17 protein-coding genes are annotated in these 16,143 nt (G+C 67.9%); 12 read left to right on the top strand and 5 right to left on the bottom strand.

What is annotated here, in order from left to right; all coding sequences use genetic code 11:
- Positions 1-155 precede the first annotated feature (155 nt).
- The 6 genes from alr (at position 156) to tsaD (ending at position 5,191) form a co-directional block, all read left to right on the top strand.
- Entirely contained in the window at positions 156-1,292 is a 1,137-nt protein-coding gene (gene alr, locus ACFWPX_RS23605) for an alanine racemase (RefSeq protein ID WP_378921989.1), read from the top strand.
- Entirely contained in the window at positions 1,289-2,362 is a 1,074-nt protein-coding gene (locus ACFWPX_RS23600) for an alpha/beta fold hydrolase (RefSeq protein ID WP_378929104.1), read from the top strand. The genes alr and ACFWPX_RS23600 overlap by 4 nt, the downstream gene beginning before the upstream one ends.
- Complete coding sequence (tsaE, locus tag ACFWPX_RS23595) at positions 2,355-2,810, top strand: tRNA (adenosine(37)-N6)-threonylcarbamoyltransferase complex ATPase subunit type 1 TsaE (protein ID WP_056818220.1); 456 nt, start codon at positions 2,355-2,357, stop codon at positions 2,808-2,810. The genes ACFWPX_RS23600 and tsaE overlap by 8 nt, the downstream gene beginning before the upstream one ends.
- A gap of 65 nt (positions 2,811-2,875) precedes the next feature.
- Entirely contained in the window at positions 2,876-3,568 is a 693-nt protein-coding gene (gene tsaB, locus ACFWPX_RS23590; RefSeq protein ID WP_378929103.1) for a tRNA (adenosine(37)-N6)-threonylcarbamoyltransferase complex dimerization subunit type 1 TsaB, read from the top strand.
- A 29-nt stretch (positions 3,569-3,597) separates the two neighbouring features.
- Positions 3,598-4,092 (top strand): ribosomal protein S18-alanine N-acetyltransferase, encoded by a 495-nt coding sequence (gene rimI, locus ACFWPX_RS23585; protein ID WP_056819219.1) that lies wholly within the window; start codon positions 3,598-3,600, stop codon positions 4,090-4,092.
- Positions 4,093-4,144: 52 nt separating this feature from the next.
- Positions 4,145-5,191, top strand: a complete 1,047-nt coding sequence (gene tsaD / locus ACFWPX_RS23580; RefSeq protein ID WP_378929102.1) for a tRNA (adenosine(37)-N6)-threonylcarbamoyltransferase complex transferase subunit TsaD — start codon at positions 4,145-4,147, stop codon at positions 5,189-5,191.
- A 25-nt stretch (positions 5,192-5,216) separates the two neighbouring features.
- On the opposite strand, the gene ACFWPX_RS23575 is transcribed toward tsaD, so the two are convergent.
- Positions 5,217-6,644, bottom strand: a complete 1,428-nt coding sequence (locus ACFWPX_RS23575; RefSeq protein ID WP_378929101.1) for an Hsp70 family protein — start codon at positions 6,642-6,644, stop codon at positions 5,217-5,219.
- Between the two features lie 366 nt (positions 6,645-7,010).
- Between ACFWPX_RS23575 and groES the strand changes: the two genes are divergently transcribed.
- Positions 7,011-7,310 (top strand): co-chaperone GroES, encoded by a 300-nt coding sequence (gene groES / locus ACFWPX_RS23570; RefSeq protein WP_056818214.1) that lies wholly within the window; start codon positions 7,011-7,013, stop codon positions 7,308-7,310.
- A gap of 83 nt (positions 7,311-7,393) precedes the next feature.
- On the top strand, positions 7,394-9,004 hold the full coding sequence (groL, locus tag ACFWPX_RS23565) for a chaperonin GroEL (RefSeq protein WP_378929100.1): 1,611 nt from the start codon (positions 7,394-7,396) through the stop codon (positions 9,002-9,004).
- Positions 9,005-9,063: 59 nt separating this feature from the next.
- On the opposite strand, the gene ACFWPX_RS23560 is transcribed toward groL, so the two are convergent.
- The 3 genes from ACFWPX_RS23560 to ACFWPX_RS23550 form a co-directional block, all read right to left on the bottom strand.
- Positions 9,064-9,315 (bottom strand): hypothetical protein, encoded by a 252-nt coding sequence (locus tag ACFWPX_RS23560; RefSeq protein ID WP_378929099.1) that lies wholly within the window; start codon positions 9,313-9,315, stop codon positions 9,064-9,066.
- Between the two features lies 1 nt (position 9,316).
- Positions 9,317-9,934, bottom strand: a complete 618-nt coding sequence (locus ACFWPX_RS23555) for a sigma-70 family RNA polymerase sigma factor (RefSeq protein ID WP_378921921.1) — start codon at positions 9,932-9,934, stop codon at positions 9,317-9,319.
- 147 nt (positions 9,935-10,081) lie between these two features.
- Complete coding sequence (locus ACFWPX_RS23550) at positions 10,082-10,375, bottom strand: WhiB family transcriptional regulator (RefSeq protein ID WP_022567299.1); 294 nt, start codon at positions 10,373-10,375, stop codon at positions 10,082-10,084.
- 621 nt (positions 10,376-10,996) lie between these two features.
- On the opposite strand from ACFWPX_RS23550, the gene ACFWPX_RS23545 reads away from it, so the two are divergent.
- From ACFWPX_RS23545 to ACFWPX_RS23535, 3 genes are all read left to right on the top strand, one after another.
- A complete protein-coding gene (locus tag ACFWPX_RS23545; protein ID WP_378929098.1) occupies positions 10,997-11,830 on the top strand; it encodes a hypothetical protein in 834 nt (277 codons plus the stop codon).
- A 156-nt stretch (positions 11,831-11,986) separates the two neighbouring features.
- Complete coding sequence (locus ACFWPX_RS23540; RefSeq protein ID WP_378921924.1) at positions 11,987-12,565, top strand: sigma-70 family RNA polymerase sigma factor; 579 nt, start codon at positions 11,987-11,989, stop codon at positions 12,563-12,565.
- Positions 12,558-13,676, top strand: a complete 1,119-nt coding sequence (locus tag ACFWPX_RS23535; protein WP_378929097.1) for an anti-sigma-D factor RsdA — start codon at positions 12,558-12,560, stop codon at positions 13,674-13,676. The genes ACFWPX_RS23540 and ACFWPX_RS23535 overlap by 8 nt, the downstream gene beginning before the upstream one ends.
- Positions 13,677-13,858: 182 nt before the next feature.
- On the opposite strand, the gene ACFWPX_RS23530 is transcribed toward ACFWPX_RS23535, so the two are convergent.
- On the bottom strand, positions 13,859-14,272 hold the full coding sequence (locus ACFWPX_RS23530) for a DUF5319 domain-containing protein (RefSeq protein ID WP_022567296.1): 414 nt from the start codon (positions 14,270-14,272) through the stop codon (positions 13,859-13,861).
- A gap of 223 nt (positions 14,273-14,495) precedes the next feature.
- Between ACFWPX_RS23530 and guaB the strand changes: the two genes are divergently transcribed.
- Positions 14,496-16,040: an IMP dehydrogenase gene (guaB, locus tag ACFWPX_RS23525; RefSeq protein WP_378921926.1), complete on the top strand. Its 1,545-nt coding sequence runs from the start codon at positions 14,496-14,498 to the stop codon at positions 16,038-16,040.
- The last annotated feature ends 103 nt before the right edge of the window (positions 16,041-16,143 follow it).

The raw sequence follows: 16,143 nt of genomic DNA, 5'->3' as shown, positions 1-16,143 counted from the left end.
GCCACTTCGTGGCCGTCCCTCCCTAGGGGTTGGGAGTGCGGGGGTTGGGAGTGCGGTCATGGCGGATTTGGGGCGGGCGTTGTGGTTGGGGGTGCGGGTGGTGGCGGGGTTCGGGGGATAGCCCGCGTGATTTCTTTGGAGGTGGTCCTGCCAGGATTGGGGGTGTGAATGCGCAAGTGGAGACTGTTGTCGACTTGGATGCTATTGCTCACAATGTGCGGGTGTTGCGGGAGTACGCGCAGGGGGCCGCTGTGATGGTGGTGGTCAAGGCTGACGGGTACAACCATGGTGCGGTGGAGGTGGCTCGGGCGGCGTTGGGGGCGGGGGCTCGGGAGTTGGGGGTGACCACGGTTGCCGAGGGGCTGGCGTTGCGGGCGGCTGGGATTACCGCGCCTGTTCTTTGCTGGCTCAATACTGTTGATGCTGATTACGCGGCGGCTGTCGCGGGGGATATCGAGATCGGGGTGTCTTCGCTGGCGCAGCTGCGGGCCGTCGAGCGGGCCGCGCTGGTGGTGGGGCAGACGGCGACGGTGACGTTGAAGGTTGATACGGGGCTCAATCGCAACGGGGTGTCGGGGACGGAGTATCCGCAGGTCTTGCGGGCTTTGCGGGGGCTCGTCGACGGGCAGGTGGTGCGGTTTCGGGCGATCTTCTCCCACCTCGCGCATGCCGATGAGCCGGGGCACCCGATGCTGGACCGGCAGCGGGAACGGTTTGTCGAGGCGATCGCGCTGGCCAAGGAGCACGGGCTCGAACCCGAGCTGGTGCATCTGTCGAATTCGGCGGCCACGTTGACCAGGCCTGATCTGCATTTCGACATGGTTCGGCCCGGTATCTCGGTGTACGGGCTCTCGCCCATCCCCGAGCTCGGACAATTCGGGTTGAAGCCCGCGATGACGTTCCAGGCGGAGGTCGCGCTGGTGAAACAAGTGTCGGCGGGGGAGGGCGTGTCGTACGGGCATCGGTGGGTCGCACCGCGTGATACGACGATCGCCCTGGTGCCCGCGGGGTATGCCGACGGTGTATTCCGGTCGCTGAGTGGCCGTTTCGAGGTGTGGTTGGGCGGGGCGCGACACCGTAATGTCGGGCGGGTGTGCATGGACCAGTTCATGGTTGACCTCGGCGACAACGCGGGCGGCGTACGGGAGGGCGACCGTGCGGTGCTGTTCGGCGGCGGCGCGGGACAGCCACACGCGCTCGACTGGGCGCGGGCGCTGGACACCATCGACTACGAGGTCGTCTGCGCACCGCGGGGTCGTACGGTCCGCCGCTACGTGGGGACCGGCCGATGACCCGGCGCTCGGTGATCCGCGGCGGCCTAGCGACCGCGGGGCTGCTCGCGGGGCTCGCCATCGCCCACACCCTGCGCCAGATCGGCGCGCGGGTGATCTGGCCTGCCGAACGCGACGAATATCGCGAGGAGAACTTCGCCCTGATCGACGAGGACGAACCGGGGGTGGTGCTCGCCGACGACGGTGTGTCGCTGGCCACCCGCACCTTCGGTGACGATTCCGCCGAGGTCACGATCGTTTTCGTGCACGGATTCTGCAACAGCATGGAGTCCTTCCACTTCCAGCGCCGCGATCTCGCGCAGCAGTGGGGGTCGCGGCTGCGGATGGTCTTCTTCGATCTGCGCGGACACGGACGCTCCGGCACGCCCAGCACCGAGAGCTGCACCGTCGCCCAGCTCGGCCGCGACCTCGCAGGCGTCATCCGCGAGTGCGCGCCGACCGGGCCGGTGGTGCTGGTCGGGCATTCGCTCGGTGGGATGGCGGTGCTCGCGGCCGCCGCGCAGTTCCCCGAGCTGTTCGCGTCGCGGGTGCGCGCGGTCGGGCTGCTGAGCACCGCGGCCGCGGAGGTGACCTCGACCGGGATCTCGCAACTGATCCGGCATCCCGCGGTCGACGGGTTCCGGCTGGCGGCGCGAACGGCGCCGACGCTGGTGCAGTTCAGCCGCAGCGCGAGCAAGCAGGTGGTGACGCCGATCCTGCACGTCAGCTCGTTCCACGGCCCGGTGAGCCCGACCCTGTCGCGATTCACCACGATGATGATCGACCGCACACCGGTCGGCACCATCGAAAAGTTCCTGAAAGCGATTGAGCTGCACGATGAATCGGCCGCATTGCCGGTCTTGAGCGAACTGCCGGTGCTGATTCTCGGCGGCGCGCACGATGTGGTGATCCCCTTCCGCAACTCCCGCGCACTGGCGGCGGAACTGCCGGGCAGCGAGCTGGTCCGGGTTCGTGAGGCGGCGCACATGCCGCACCTGCAGTTCCCGGAGGTGAGCCTGGCCGCACTCGACCGGCTGCTGGCGCGCGCGGGGATCATCGGCACACGCGGCGAGGAGGCCGTCGGTGGCTGACCCGCACCAGCGCGTCCTCGACACGGTCGAGGACACCGAAGCCTTCGGCCGCGAACTGGCGGCCACCCTGCGACCGGGTGACCTGGTCGTTCTCGACGGCCCGCTCGGCGCCGGGAAAACCGCGCTCACCAGGGGAATCGCCGCCGGACTCGGTGTCGCGGGGCGGGTCAGCTCGCCGACGTTCATCATCGCGCGAGCGCACAAGGCCGGGGTGCGCCCGGACGGCACGCCCGGGGTGGCGATGGTTCATGTCGACGCCTATCGCCTCGCGGGCGACCTCGACGAACTGGACTCGCTCGACCTCGACACCGACCTGCATCACGCGGTCGTCGTCGTGGAATGGGGCAAGGGGGTCGTCGAACACCTCGCCGACCGGCATCTGCGAGTGCAACTCGCCCGGGAGCCGGAATCCGATGTGCGCACGGCGATCTGGGAATGGATCGAATAACGCGCGATCACCCGCGCACCGGTGCGCGCCGAGCGCCGATACCACCCGGTATTGTTGAGACAATCATGCTCGTACTAGCAGTCGACACCGCGACACCCGCCGTTACAGCGGGATTGGTGCACCTGTCACCTGCCGGTGAACCCGGCACCCGGCCCGCCGTGGCGACGCTCGCTGCCCGCGTGAAGGTCGACGCCCGCGCGCACGCCGAGGTCCTCACCCCGCAGATCCTGGAGTGTCTGGCCGAGGCGGGGGTGCGCCGCGACGAGCTCGACGCGGTCGTCGTCGGGCTCGGACCGGGACCGTTCACCGGGCTACGCGTGGGAATGGCCACCGCGGCCGCTTTCGGTGACGCGCTCGGGTTACCTGTGCACGGGGTGTGCAGTCTCGACGCGATCGCCGCCGACACCATCGGTGAGAAGCGTGATCCCGGCGAACTGCTGGTGGTCACCGATGCGCGCAGGCGTGAGGTGTACTGGGCCAAGTATCTGAACGGGGTGCGAGTCGCCGGTCCCGAGGTGAACAAAGCCGCCGACGTGCCGGTCGGTGAGGCCGCGGTGATCGCCGGGTCGGCCGCGCATGTCGACTATTTCGATCTACCGGTGCTGCCGAGCGAGACGCCGTCGCCTGCCGGGCTGGTCATCGTCGCCGCACCCGCGCTACTGGCCGGAGACGTGCCGGAGGCGCTGGTGCCGTTGTATCTGCGTAGGCCCGATGCGGTGGAGAACAGCTTCCGCACCCTCGACCGGACCGGGGCGTGAGTGCCGTGACCGAGTACCTGATCGCTCCCATGACGCTGCCCGATATCGACCGCTGCGTCGAACTGGAGCACCTGCTGTTTCCCGAGGACGACCCGTGGCAGGCGGTGTCGTTCCGGTCCGAGCTCGCCGGTGGGCACAATCGCTACATCACCGCGCGCGATGCCGACGGGATGATGGTCGGCTACGCGGGCATCGCGCTGCTCGGTGACGACGCCCATCCCGAGGCCGAGGTGCACACGATCGGCGTCGACCCGCAATGTCATCGGGGCGGTATCGGCACGCTGTTGCTCGAAGCGCTGCTGGCCACCGCGGCCGAACGTGGTGGGCCGGTGTTCCTCGAGGTGCGCACCGACAACGCACCCGCCATCGCGATGTACGCCAAGCACGGTTTTCACATCATCGGATTGCGCAAGAACTACTACCACCCCAGCGGTGCCGACGCTTATACGATGCGGCGCCCGGAACTGACCGCCGCGGCCGATGAATGGGCCGCGCGGGGTCGGCAGGACGAGGTGTTGTCGTGATCGTCGCCGGATTCGACCGGGCGGCGGGCGACCAGCGGAACGAGGCATTGTCGTGATCGTCATGGGGATCGAAAGCTCGTGCGACGAAACGGGAGTCGGCATCGTGCGCCGGCATCCCGATGGCTCCGTCGAGCTACTCGCCGATGAGGTCGCCTCGAGCGTCGACCAGCACGCGCGCTTCGGTGGCGTGGTGCCCGAGATCGCCTCGCGCGCCCATCTCGAGGCGATCGTGCCCGCGATGCGCCGGGCGCTGGCGACCGCGGGAATCAGCAAGCCCGACGCGCTCGCCGTCACCATCGGGCCGGGGCTGGCCGGTGCGCTGCTGGTGGGAGTGGCCGCGGCCAAGGCCTATGCGGCGGCGTGGGATGTGCCGTTCTACGCGCTCAACCACCTCGGCGGGCATGTGGCGGTCGATACGCTCGAGCACGGGCCGATGCCGCCCGCGGTGGCGCTGCTCGTTTCCGGTGGGCACACGCATCTGCTGCAGGTCACGGATCTGGGTGAGCCGATCACCGAACTCGGCAGCACCGTCGACGATGCCGCGGGGGAGGCGTTCGACAAGGTCGCGCGGCTGCTCGGTCTCGGCTATCCCGGCGGGCCCGCCCTCGACGCTGCCGCCACCTCGGGTGACGCGCGGGCGATCGCCTTTCCCCGTGGCATGACCGGGCCCCGCGACGCGCGCTATGACTTCTCGTTCTCCGGCCTCAAGACCGCGGTGGCCCGCTATGTCGAGGCCGCGCAGCGTCAGGGCATCACGCCCGACCAGTTGCCGATTCCCGACATCGCCGCGTCCTTTCAGGAGGCGGTCGCCGATGTGCTCACGATGAAGGCCGTGCGCGCGGCCACCGATATCGGTGTCGACACGATTGTGCTCGGCGGCGGTGCCACCGCCAACTCACGCATTCGGTCGCTCGCCGAAGAGCGTTGCGCTGCCGCGGGTTTGATGCTTCGCGTGCCGAAGCCACGGCTGTGCACGGACAACGGTGTGATGATCGCGGCGCTGGGTGCGCATGTGATCGCGGCGGGTGCGCAACCCGCCGCTCTGACTGTCGCGACGGATCCGGGGCTGCCGGTTTCTGTGAGCGCTCTGCGGGGATAGCGCCGCAACCCAGGCCGACAGCGAGCTACTCGCTGAATACCCGGAGCGCCGGAACGGAGTTGGGGGTGGAGGGGCGTTGTGGCCTGCCGCCGCCGGAGGAGCCGCTGTCCACGGTGCCGAGGGGGGACTCGGGGTAGGGGATCTGCGGGAGATTCGGGTCGGGACGCAGGGTGGGAGCCGTTGTCGCGTTCGGCGCGGACGGGTTGGGGGCGTTCGTGGTCGGCGCCCCGGTAGTGACCGCGGGGGTTGCGTCGATGGCGGGTGGGGCGTTGGTGGTGCCCGTGCGCTCGGTGCTCTGGCGATTGGCGGGGGTGGGTGCCGGGGAGGGCACCAACGGTAAGGGGGATTGACGCACGGTGCTGCTCGTACCGGCCGGAGTGACATCGGGGGTATCGGGCGTGACGGCTTGCACGCCGTAGCCGATCACCAGACCGACCACCACCACCGCGCCGACGAGGGTGCCGACGACCTTGACGAAGGTGCCACTCGGTGCGTCGGTGGCCACGCCGCCGGACAGTCCGGACGGCGCCGCGGCATCGGCGACCAGCGCGGCACCCTTGGCGATCACCGCCTCCGGGTCGGGCACGGTGAGCACGGGCACGTCGAGGCGCGAGTCGAGAATGTCGATGACGCAAGGGATATTGGCGCACCCGCCGATCACGGCGACCGCGTCGGGGTACTTCGGCGCACGGGTGAACACCGACGCCGAGAACAGCGCGATATTGCGCAGCAGGCCGCCGATGAGCTCCTCGAAATCGGGGCGGGTGAGCTCGAGCCCTTGCCCCGCGACGTGATCGACGGTGACCACGGGTGCCAGCGACAGGTGTTCCTTGGCGGCGCGGCCGCGATTGGTCAGCGTGGTGCGGTTGGGCCTGGTGCCGCGACGGGCGTAGTGCAGGTCCACCAGGTGGTGGTAGATCAGCTCGTCGATCGCGTTGCCGCTCAGCGTCGGCGTCCGTTCGCTGTGCAGGACCACGTTCTCGGTGTAATCGGCGACGGTGACGGTGAGTCCGGTTGCGCCAAGGTCGATCACGGCGACGGTGGCGTAGCGGTCGAGCAGTCCGGTGTGGCGCAGGTAGGCCAGGGCGGCCGCGCCCTCGGTGACCAACCGCAGATCACGGTGGCGGGCGCAGGCGGCCCGAATGGCCTGTGCCTGTTCCTTGTTGCGGTAGGCGACGGCGACGCTGGTCGGTGGCCGCGAACGGGCCGACTCGGCGCGACGGCCGCCGCCGGAATAGCGCCCGAGCGGTTCGCCTGCCATCGCGGCCTGGGAAACCGGTAACTGGGTGGTCATCAATTCGATCGAGGACGCCACGAGATCGCCGAGGTCGGAATGTGCCTCATCGGCGGAAACTACGCGGTAGTCGAAAGTCTGCTCGCCCGCGGGCCCCGTAGCGACCAGTGCCGAGCACACCACCTCGTTCCCGGCCGAGATGCCGAGGGATGTTCGCATGTTCACCTCCCTTCAAGCTGATGGTGCTCTCCGAGCGGATGGCGCCTTCCTGTGCTATGTCACAGCCTGTTATGCGAACGTTACAGATTGTGGCAGGCGATGTGAAGATCACTGGCCAGTGTGGGCGTGTCGAGAATGCGACATCGGCAGAACCCGACCTTGAGTGCTGGCACTCTCGCGTATAGAGTGCTAGTCGGCACGTACTAGTTGGGCACTGTGTAGCTGTACTTGTGCCAAGTCGACTTCTGGGCTTCGGCTCCGGCACCCGCGACGACGGGGCTGTGCGCAGGGTCGCGAGCTGACCGAAACCGGTCCGGGACACCAGTTCCGGACAACCGAATTTCCCCTGAAAGTGGAGGGCTCAACGTGGCGAGCGTGAACATCAAGCCGCTCGAGGACAAGATCCTCGTCCAGGCCAACGAGGCCGAGACGACGACGGCCTCCGGCCTGGTCATCCCGGACACGGCCAAGGAGAAGCCGCAGGAGGGCACCGTCATTGCCGTCGGAGCGGGCCGCGTCACCGATAAGGGTGACCGCATCCCGGTCGACGTCAAGGAAGGCGACGTCGTCATCTACAGCAAGTACGGCGGCACCGAGATCAAGTACCAGGGTGGGGAATACCTCATCCTCTCGGCGCGCGACATCCTGGCCGTCGTCACCAAGTAAGGCCAACGCCGCATCAGCGTTCCGCCCCGGCGTCTTCACAGGCCCGGGGCGGATTGCGTTCACGAACAGGAGTTGAATCCTCTATGCCCAAGCAGATCGAGTTCGACGAAAAGGCTCGCCGGGCTCTGGAACGCGGTGTCGACAAGCTGGCCGACGCCGTCAAGGTGACCCTCGGCCCCCGCGGCCGGCACGTGGTGCTGGCCAAGGCTTTCGGTGGCCCGACCGTCACCAACGACGGTGTCACCATCGCGCGTGAGATCGACCTCGAGGACCCCTTCGAGAACCTCGGCGCACAGCTCGTCAAGAGCGTCGCCACCAAGACCAACGACGTCGCGGGCGACGGTACGACCACCGCCACCGTGCTGGCTCAGGCCTTCGTGCGCGGCGGCCTGAAGAACGTCGCCGCGGGCGCCAACCCGATCACCCTCGGCCAGGGCATCGCCGCTGCCGCCGAGAAGGTGTCGGAGGTGCTGCTCGCGCTGGCCACCCCCGTCTCCGGCGAGAAGGCCATCGCCCAGGTCGCCACCGTTTCCTCGCGTGACGAGGAAATCGGCGAGATGGTCGGCAAGGCCCTCACCACGGTCGGCAAGGACGGCGTCGTGACCGTCGAGGAGTCCTCGACCACGAACACCGAACTCGTCATCACCGAGGGTGTGCAGTTCGACAAGGGCTACCTCTCGCCCTACTTCCAGACCGATCCCGAGACCCAGCAGGCCGTGCTCGAGGATGCCTACATCCTGCTGCACCGCGACAAGATCAGCTCGCTGCCCGATCTGCTGCCGCTGCTCGAGAAGATCGCCGAGTCCGGCAAGGCCGTGCTGATCGTGGCCGAGGACGTCGACGGCGAAGCGCTGTCCACCCTGGTGGTCAACTCGATCCGCAAGACCATCAAGGCCGTCGCCGTCAAGGCGCCGTTCTTCGGTGACCGTCGCAAGGCGTTCCTCGACGACCTGGCCGTCGTCACCGGTGGCACCGTGATCAACCCCGATCTCGGCGTCACCCTGCGCGAGGCCACCATCGAGCAGCTGGGTCAGGCGCGTCGCGTCGTCGTCACCAAGGACGAGACCGTGCTGATCGACGGCGGGGGCTCCGACGAGGACATCAAGGGCCGCAGCGCGCAGCTGCGTCGCGAGATCGAGGCCTCGGACTCCGACTGGGATCGCGAGAAGCTCGAAGAGCGTCTGGCGAAGCTGGCCGGTGGCGTCGCGGTGATCAAGGTCGGCGCTGCCACCGAGACCGCGCTCAAGGAGCGCAAGTACCGCGTCGACGACGCGGTCGCCGCCGCCAAGGCCGCGGTCGAGGAGGGCATCGTCCCCGGTGGTGGTTCGGCACTCGTGATCGCCGCTGCCGCGCTGGTCGAGCTGCGTGACTCGTTCACCGGCGACAAGGCTGTGGGTGTCGAGGTGGTTCGCAAGGGCCTCGAGGCGCCGCTGTACTGGATCGCCAGCAACGCCGGTCTCGACGGTGCGGTTGTCGTCGCCAAGGTCTCCGAGGGCAAGGACGGCTTCAACGCCGCCACCCTGACCTACGGCGACCTGCTCGCCGACGGTGTCGTCGACCCGGTCAAGGTGACCCGCTCCGCCGTGGTGAACGCCGCCTCGGTCGCACGGATGATCCTGACCACCGAGAGCGCCATCGTGGAGAAGCCGGCCGAGGCCGACGACGACCACGGGCATCACGGTCACTCGCACTGAGCGATGAACAACGAAGGCCCCCGGATCGCGAGCGCGATCTGGGGGCCTTTCGTTGTCCGCTAGCTGGCTACCGGCGGATCTTCGGCATCGAGCGCGGCCAGTAAACGGTCACGCAGCGACGGAGGCGGTGGGGTGGGGGTTGCGGACGCGAGTTCGGCGAGCACTGCGCGGGTACAGCGAAGTTCTCGCAGGAACTCGATACACAGGGTTGGGTCTTCGGTATCGATGATGGTCTGGATCGCGTGATGGTCTTCGTCGTCGATCAATCCGAGCGCGACGGTGTGCGCGAGATCGATCTGGGCTTCGTTCATCTCACGTCACCCCCAAACTTTTCTTCAGTCGTGTCAATCCGTCCCGAATTCGGGACTTAACGGTCGGTAACCCGATGCCGAGGTATTGAGCTACCTCCGCGTAGGTCCGCCCGCCGTAGTAGGCGAGCGAGATCGCCTCGCGCTGGGTCTCGGTGAGGGTCGAGAGTCCGCGCTGGACGGCCTGTTGTTCTAGTCTGCGTTCCACCTCCTCGGTGACCTCGTCGAATTCGTGGCCGAGCACCCGGATCCCGTACGCGACCTCGCGCTGGGTGTGGGCTTGCTCGGCGCGAACCCGGTCGACCGCGCGCCGGTGTGCCAGCGTCATCAGCCAGGTCACCGCCGACCCCTTGGCGGGGTCGAAACTCGTGGCGGTACGCCAGATCTGGAGATAGACCTCCTGAGTGGTCTCCTCCGCGTACCCGGGGTCGTGGAGCACCCGCAGGACCAGGCCGAAAACGCGCGCAGACGTTCGGTCGTACAGCTCGGCAAAGGCCTGCTGGTCGGACAGACCGCATCGTTCCAGCAGTGCAGCTAGCTCGACTCCTTCTGCCGCGCGTGCGGTAACCGCAGAATCCACGCTCGGTGGAAAGGCTTCGCTTCGGAACCCATTCTGTGTCATCGGTCACGAATCTAGCCCGCGGCTATGACCTCCCCGCGACCGGGGGTGTCTTTATTCGGGTGCCAGCTGTTTGCTAGGGATTCGGCGCGCCACGGTCAGCGGATTGGAACAGATTTGCCAACCCCGCCAGACGGGCTCGGTGGAGTCTCAGACGGCCATCCGGCGCCGGTTGCGGCGGGCGTGCATCTCGCGTTCGGTCTCGGACATGCCACCCCAGATGCCGTAGGGCTCGCTGACTTTGAGGGCATGGGTCCGGCACTGCATGAGGACGGGGCAGGCCCGGCAGATCTCCTTGGCGCGCATCTCGCGTGCCGTGCGGGCACGGCCGCGTTCGCCGTCGGGGTGGAAGAAGACCGCGGAGTCCTGACCGCGGCACGAGCCACGCATCTGCCAGTCCCAGACATCGGCGTTCGGTCCGGGGAGGTGGGTGGGCATGGGCATGGGAACTCCTTGAGGCGCGAGCTCGTCGGCGTTGTCGAGCGAGTGGTGCGGCAGGTCTTCGCGCCACCCGATGATGGGTGGCCGGCTCGACGGTGCCTGACGGTGCCGCTCGGAGGTCGCTGCGATTTCGCGCGGCGCCAACCGTGGCGATGAGCTACGTTAGGTGCAGGCGGGAATTTCCGTCAATAGTTCGGCGCATGAGTTCAGTAAATCTGCAACGCTGAAATTTAACCTACTCACTATTTACATTTCACACCCGATCCCTCCATACTGTTTGGTTGGCTATGGATCGGGTGTCTTCCTGTCTCTCCTGCGCCCTCGATTTTCCCAGGTCGCGCCGGTCGGGGCCGGGTTCGCGTCGGCGGCGCTCCTCGTGCACGGGTGTGTTGGATCACAGCGGTCCCCGCGGGTGGACTGCGTATAGATGGCGTAAACGGGGCGCGAAGGTTAATTGCGCGGAACGCATGTGAATTCGAGACTTTGCGGTAGCGGCATCGGGGAGCGGAGATTTACCTGATGGCAACATCGGCGCTCGAGAGAAATGCTGTTTGTTTGCTGGATAGGCGTTCCTGTGTCATAACACGCGAACCTCCCCGGACCGGTGGCGGCTAGAGTCTCGTCGTGCAGACAAAGGCCTCACCCGCGGATATCGGTTCCGAAATACTCGTTTCGACTGCCTTCGGCCCCACTCCCGGCCTGGCCGCTGCGGAGTTGCCGGAGCCCGCGGACCCCTTGTCGCGGTGGTACCGCGCGGTCGCGCTCGGCGGGCAGGGCCGCTACGCCGCCGCCCGTGCTGACCTGCTGGTATTGGCTCGCACCGTGACGGATCCCGGCCTGAAATCCCTCGTCGAGAGCACCCGGGGATCGCTGCTGCGCCAGCTCGGCGACCACGCGGCGGCGGCGGCGTTCGACGGCCGCGCCGCGACGATCGCACTCGGCGCCACCGGGGCGGCCCGCGCCGAGGCACTCGCCGACGCGTATACGGGCCTGGCAGCCGACGCGCTCGGCACCGGCCGGCTCGGCCTGGCCCACAAACTGCTCGGCCGCGTGCGGCCACTGCTCGCCGACGCGCCCCCGCGAGCGGAGGTGCGCTGGCATTGGGTGCGTGCCGAGACCGCGCTCGCCGGCGGCGAAGCGAGCGCAGCGCTGCGCGAGGCGGTCACGGCCGTCGACCTCGCCGCGGCGCTGCCCTCGGTACGCCACCAGGTGAAATCGGCACTGCTCGTCGCGGCCGCGACGGCAGCGACCGGTGCCATCGCCGAGTCCGCGGAACTGGCAGACCGGGTCGACGCGCGCTGCCGCGAAAACGGCCTTCTGCCACTGCGCTGGGCCACCGCGATGCTGCGCTCGGGAGTCGCCGCACCGCCACACGCGCGCGCCGCGGCGAACGAAGCCGCAGATCATGGCGCCCGTCTACGGGCCTTGGGTGGCGACATCGCCCCGCTGGGTGCGTGATTCGCTGCGGATGATCTTCCTGAGAGGTCGGTTAGAAGCGACCACGCCCGCTGGCGGCCGATCCGGGGGTCGCTATTGTTAGTCCGTTCCGCCTTTTCGGTGGAAGCTCGGTCACATTCGACCGCGCCACTCGTAACGCCAGGAAAATCTCTGACGATGACGCATATGGGCGAAGAGTTGGACCTCGCCGTCGCTGCGGCTGCGCAGGGCGACAGGACCGCTTTAGCTCGGGTATTGGAACTGGTCCGTCCCTTGGTGGTTCGCTACTGCAGGGCACGGATCGGAGCCGCGGAGCGCGGACAGCTCTCCGCGGACGATGTTGCGCAAGAGGTCTGTATGGCTGTGATGACCGCCCTGCCCCGCTATCAGGACCAGGGTCGGCCCTTCATGGCCTTCGTGTATGGAATCGCTTCGCACAAGGTCGCCGACGCCCATCGCAACGCCGCCCGTAACAAGGCGGAGGCGATGGCCGAAGTACCAGATGTCATATCCACCGACCAGGGACCGGAACAGCGGGCTCTCGACTCGGAGACGAGCAGGCAGATGAACACTCTGCTGGCAACGCTCCCCGAGAAGCATCGAGAAATCCTGATCCTGCGCTTGGTCATGGGTCTGTCAGCAGAGGAAACCGCAGTCGCCGTGGGCAGCACGGCGGGGGCGATACGGGTTGCCCAGCACAGGGCACTCGCGAAACTGAAGTCACAAGTGGCGAGGGCAGGTGAAATGTATGGCTAGGGATGGCGAGCGCGGTCTAGGCGACCGGAGAAGTTGGCAGCGCGGATCGCACGACAGCGGTCCCTACGCCGCCGAGGATGCCGGTGACTCCGGACCGGTCGACATTGCGGCGGTGCGCAGCGATGACGCGCTGATCGACGCGATCTCGAGCGATGGTCCGGTGCGTACCGACAGTCCCGAGGAGTTCCAGCTGGCGTCGCTACTCGCGGATTGGCGGGCCGACCTTCTGGCCGAGCCGATGCCCGCGGGCCCTGATCTGGACACCGTGTTCGCGGCAGTCAATCAGGAGATCGGCGCGCGGCAGGTTCGAGTCGGAGCTTCCTCGCGCGGACGTCTACGGCTGGTCCGCCCGATTTTCGGGGCAGCAGCGGCATTGTCGCTGGTGTTCGGCGGTATCACGGCCTTCGCTTACAGCGCGGCCCCCGGCGATCCGCTGTGGCGGGTCAAGGAGGTCGTGTTCAGCGAGCAGGCGCAGTCCACCGTCGTGCAGTACGCCGACGAGGATCTGCTGGCCGCCCAGAACCTGCTCACCTCGGGCAATCCCGAACAGGCGAAGGCCAGGCTGGAACAGGCTTCGGCCAACGCGGGCCAGGTCGACGACAAGGGCAAGCGCGAGGATCTGATCGCGCGCTGGAACCTGCTTCGTGATGAGCTGCTGAAGGTCGCGCCGGAGATCGGCGCGCAGTTGCCGCCGGTCACGTCCGAAGCGGGCAAGCCGACTTCTGCCGTGCAGGTCCCCCCGACGACCAACCCGGGCACCACCGCGCCGGTGGCACCGACGGCTCCCGGCCAGAGCACCACCGATCCGGCCACCCAGCCGCCGGTCATCATGCAGACGCCTGGCCCGGAGACCAAGCCGTTGGTTCCGCCGGTCGAGCAGACGCAGCCGCCGGTGACCACCCAGCCGCCGGTGACCCAACCGCCGGTGACGGTCGATCCGACGACACCGCCGACGACCATCGTCGAACCACCGCCGGTCGTGACTGTGCCGACGGTGGCCCCGACGGTTGTCCCCACGTCGGCAACGCTGCCCCCGACGGTGCCCCCCACCTTGCAGGTGCCGTCCGCGGCGACGGTCGTGCCCGCGCCGCCGATCGTGCCGTCGTCCTGAGCGACGATCTCCGAGCAACGATGAATTGAACCAACGACGAAGGCCCCGAACAGGTTCGGGGCCTTCGTCGTTTTCGGGGTGCGTTTTCGGTGCGGGCCCGCGTCATCCCCCACGCACGCGTGACCGGAGCGGGGGAGCGGGGCCTTACGGCAGGCTCAGCTGTGCTGAGCCGCCGCCGGAGCTCAGTTGTCGAACCCGTCGAACCCGTCGCCGTGGAACGCCTCGTTCATCGACGCGTCCGCGTAGCCGCGGCAGTAGTCCCACGTGACGTAAGCCTCGGGGGTGGGATCGTAGGCGGGCTCGTGCGGACGGACGGTGCCGTCGACGAGTAGCTGCAGCAGGTTTGCCCGCAGCATGTCCCAGTCGTGGTAGTGATCTTGCCGACAATCCTCACAGCTGACGACCAGGCCGCGGATGCCGCGGTGGGCCAGCAGGGCTTCGTATACGGCGAGGTCTGCGAGATCTTCCTCGACCGCTAGGCGCTCATGAGGATCCAACGGCTCACCGGGCTCGATCGCATCGAGCGCGGCAGACGGGTCGGAGGGGTCTCCGGCGAAGGGATCCGGCGGCAGGCCAGGTGGTAGATGGTCACGCACATCCCCACGGTACGCAGTACTTGGTGCATCGCGCCAGCGATGCACCGGGCAAGTTTTGCGGAAGGGCTCACTTCACAGGCGTGTCCGGGCGCCGGATACCATGGAATGCAGGCGTCGGCGACTTTGTTCTTGCCGACCATCCGAAAGCTTTTTTCCGCTCGAGCACCGACGCACTGTGTTCAGTCGCGTCGGTTGCTATGACGACCAGGAGGGGTCGATCCGAATGAGTAATCCCGTGTCGGGCGAACGAATCGCGGTGCGCCCTCCTACGGGGGGCGACGATCCGACCAAGATCGCCATGCTCGGCCTCACGTTCGACGACGTGCTGTTGCTGCCTGCCGCCTCGGATCTCATCCCCAGCTCGGTCGAGACGTCCAGCCGGCTGACCAGGGACATCACCCTGCGTACGCCGCTGGTGAGCTCGGCCATGGACACCGTCACCGAGGCGCGCATGGCCATCGCCATGGCGCGTGCGGGCGGTATGGGCGTGCTGCACCGCAACCTATCGGCCGCCGATCAGGCCGCCCAGGTGGAGACGGTGAAGCGGTCGGAGGCGGGCATGGTGACCGATCCGGTCACCTGTCGTCCCACCGATACCCTCGCCGAGGTCGACGCCATGTGCGCCCGCTTCCGCATCTCGGGTCTGCCGGTGGTGGACGAGACCGGTGCGCTGGTCGGCATCATCACCAACCGCGACATGCGTTTCGAGGTCGATCAGGATCGCCGCGTGGACGAGGTGATGACCAAGGCGCCGCTGATCACCGCGCGTGAGGGTGTCACCGCCGAGGCCGCGCTGGGTCTGCTGCGCCGCCACAAGATCGAGAAGCTGCCGATCGTCGACGGCAACGGCCGCCTGCGTGGCCTGATCACGGTCAAGGACTTCGTCAAGACCGATCAGTACCCCAACGCCACCAAGGACCGCGACGGCCGCCTGCTGGTCGGTGCCGCGATCGGTGTCGGCGAGGACTCCTGGTCGCGTGCCATGACGCTGGCCGACGCCGGGGTCGACGTGCTGATCGTCGATACCGCGCACGGCCACCAGTCGCAGGTGCTGCAGATGGTCGCCAAGGTCAAGGCCGAGGTCGGTGACCGGATCCAGATCGTCGGCGGCAATGTCGCCACCCGCGCGGGTGCCGCAGCGCTCGTCGAGGCGGGCGTCGACGCGGTGAAGGTGGGTGTGGGCCCCGGCTCCATCTGCACCACCCGTGTGGTCGCCGGTGTCGGCGCGCCGCAGATCACCGCGATCCTCGAGGCCGTCGCCGCCTGCAAGGCCGCCGGTGTGCCGGTGATCGCCGACGGTGGCGTGCAGTACTCCGGCGACGTCGCCAAGGCCATCGCCGCCGGCGCGTCCACCGTGATGCTCGGCTCGCTGCTCGCGGGCACGGCCGAGTCGCCCGGTGAGCTGATCCTGGTGAACGGCAAGCAGTTCAAGAGCTACCGCGGCATGGGCTCCCTCGGCGCCATGCAGGGCCGCGGCCAGGCCAAGTCGTACTCCAAGGACCGCTACTTCCAGGACGACGTGCTCGCCGAGGACAAGCTCGTCCCCGAGGGCATCGAAGGCCGCGTCCCGTTCCGTGGCCCGGTCAACCAGGTGATCCACCAGCTCGTCGGCGGCCTGCGCGCCGCGATGGGCTACACCGGTTCGCAGAACATCGAGCACCTCCAGGGCGCGCAGTTCGTGCAGATCACCGCGGCGGGTCTCAAGGAGAGCCACCCGCACGACATCACGATGACCGTCGAGGCCCCGAACTACTCCGGGCGCGGCTGAGTACAATAGATGCGTTTGTGGGGGGGGGGGGCGGCCCCCCCCCCCCCCCCACACCCACAACACGCGGAGGGGGAAAAAGAGCCCACACCCCCCCCCACCACAC

The organism is Nocardia sp. NPDC058518, assembly GCF_042719655.1.
Lineage (GTDB): Bacteria > Actinomycetota > Actinomycetes > Mycobacteriales > Mycobacteriaceae > Nocardia.
The sequence above is the reverse complement of the archived record's forward strand: the minus strand, read 5'-3'. Positions and strand labels throughout refer to the sequence as shown.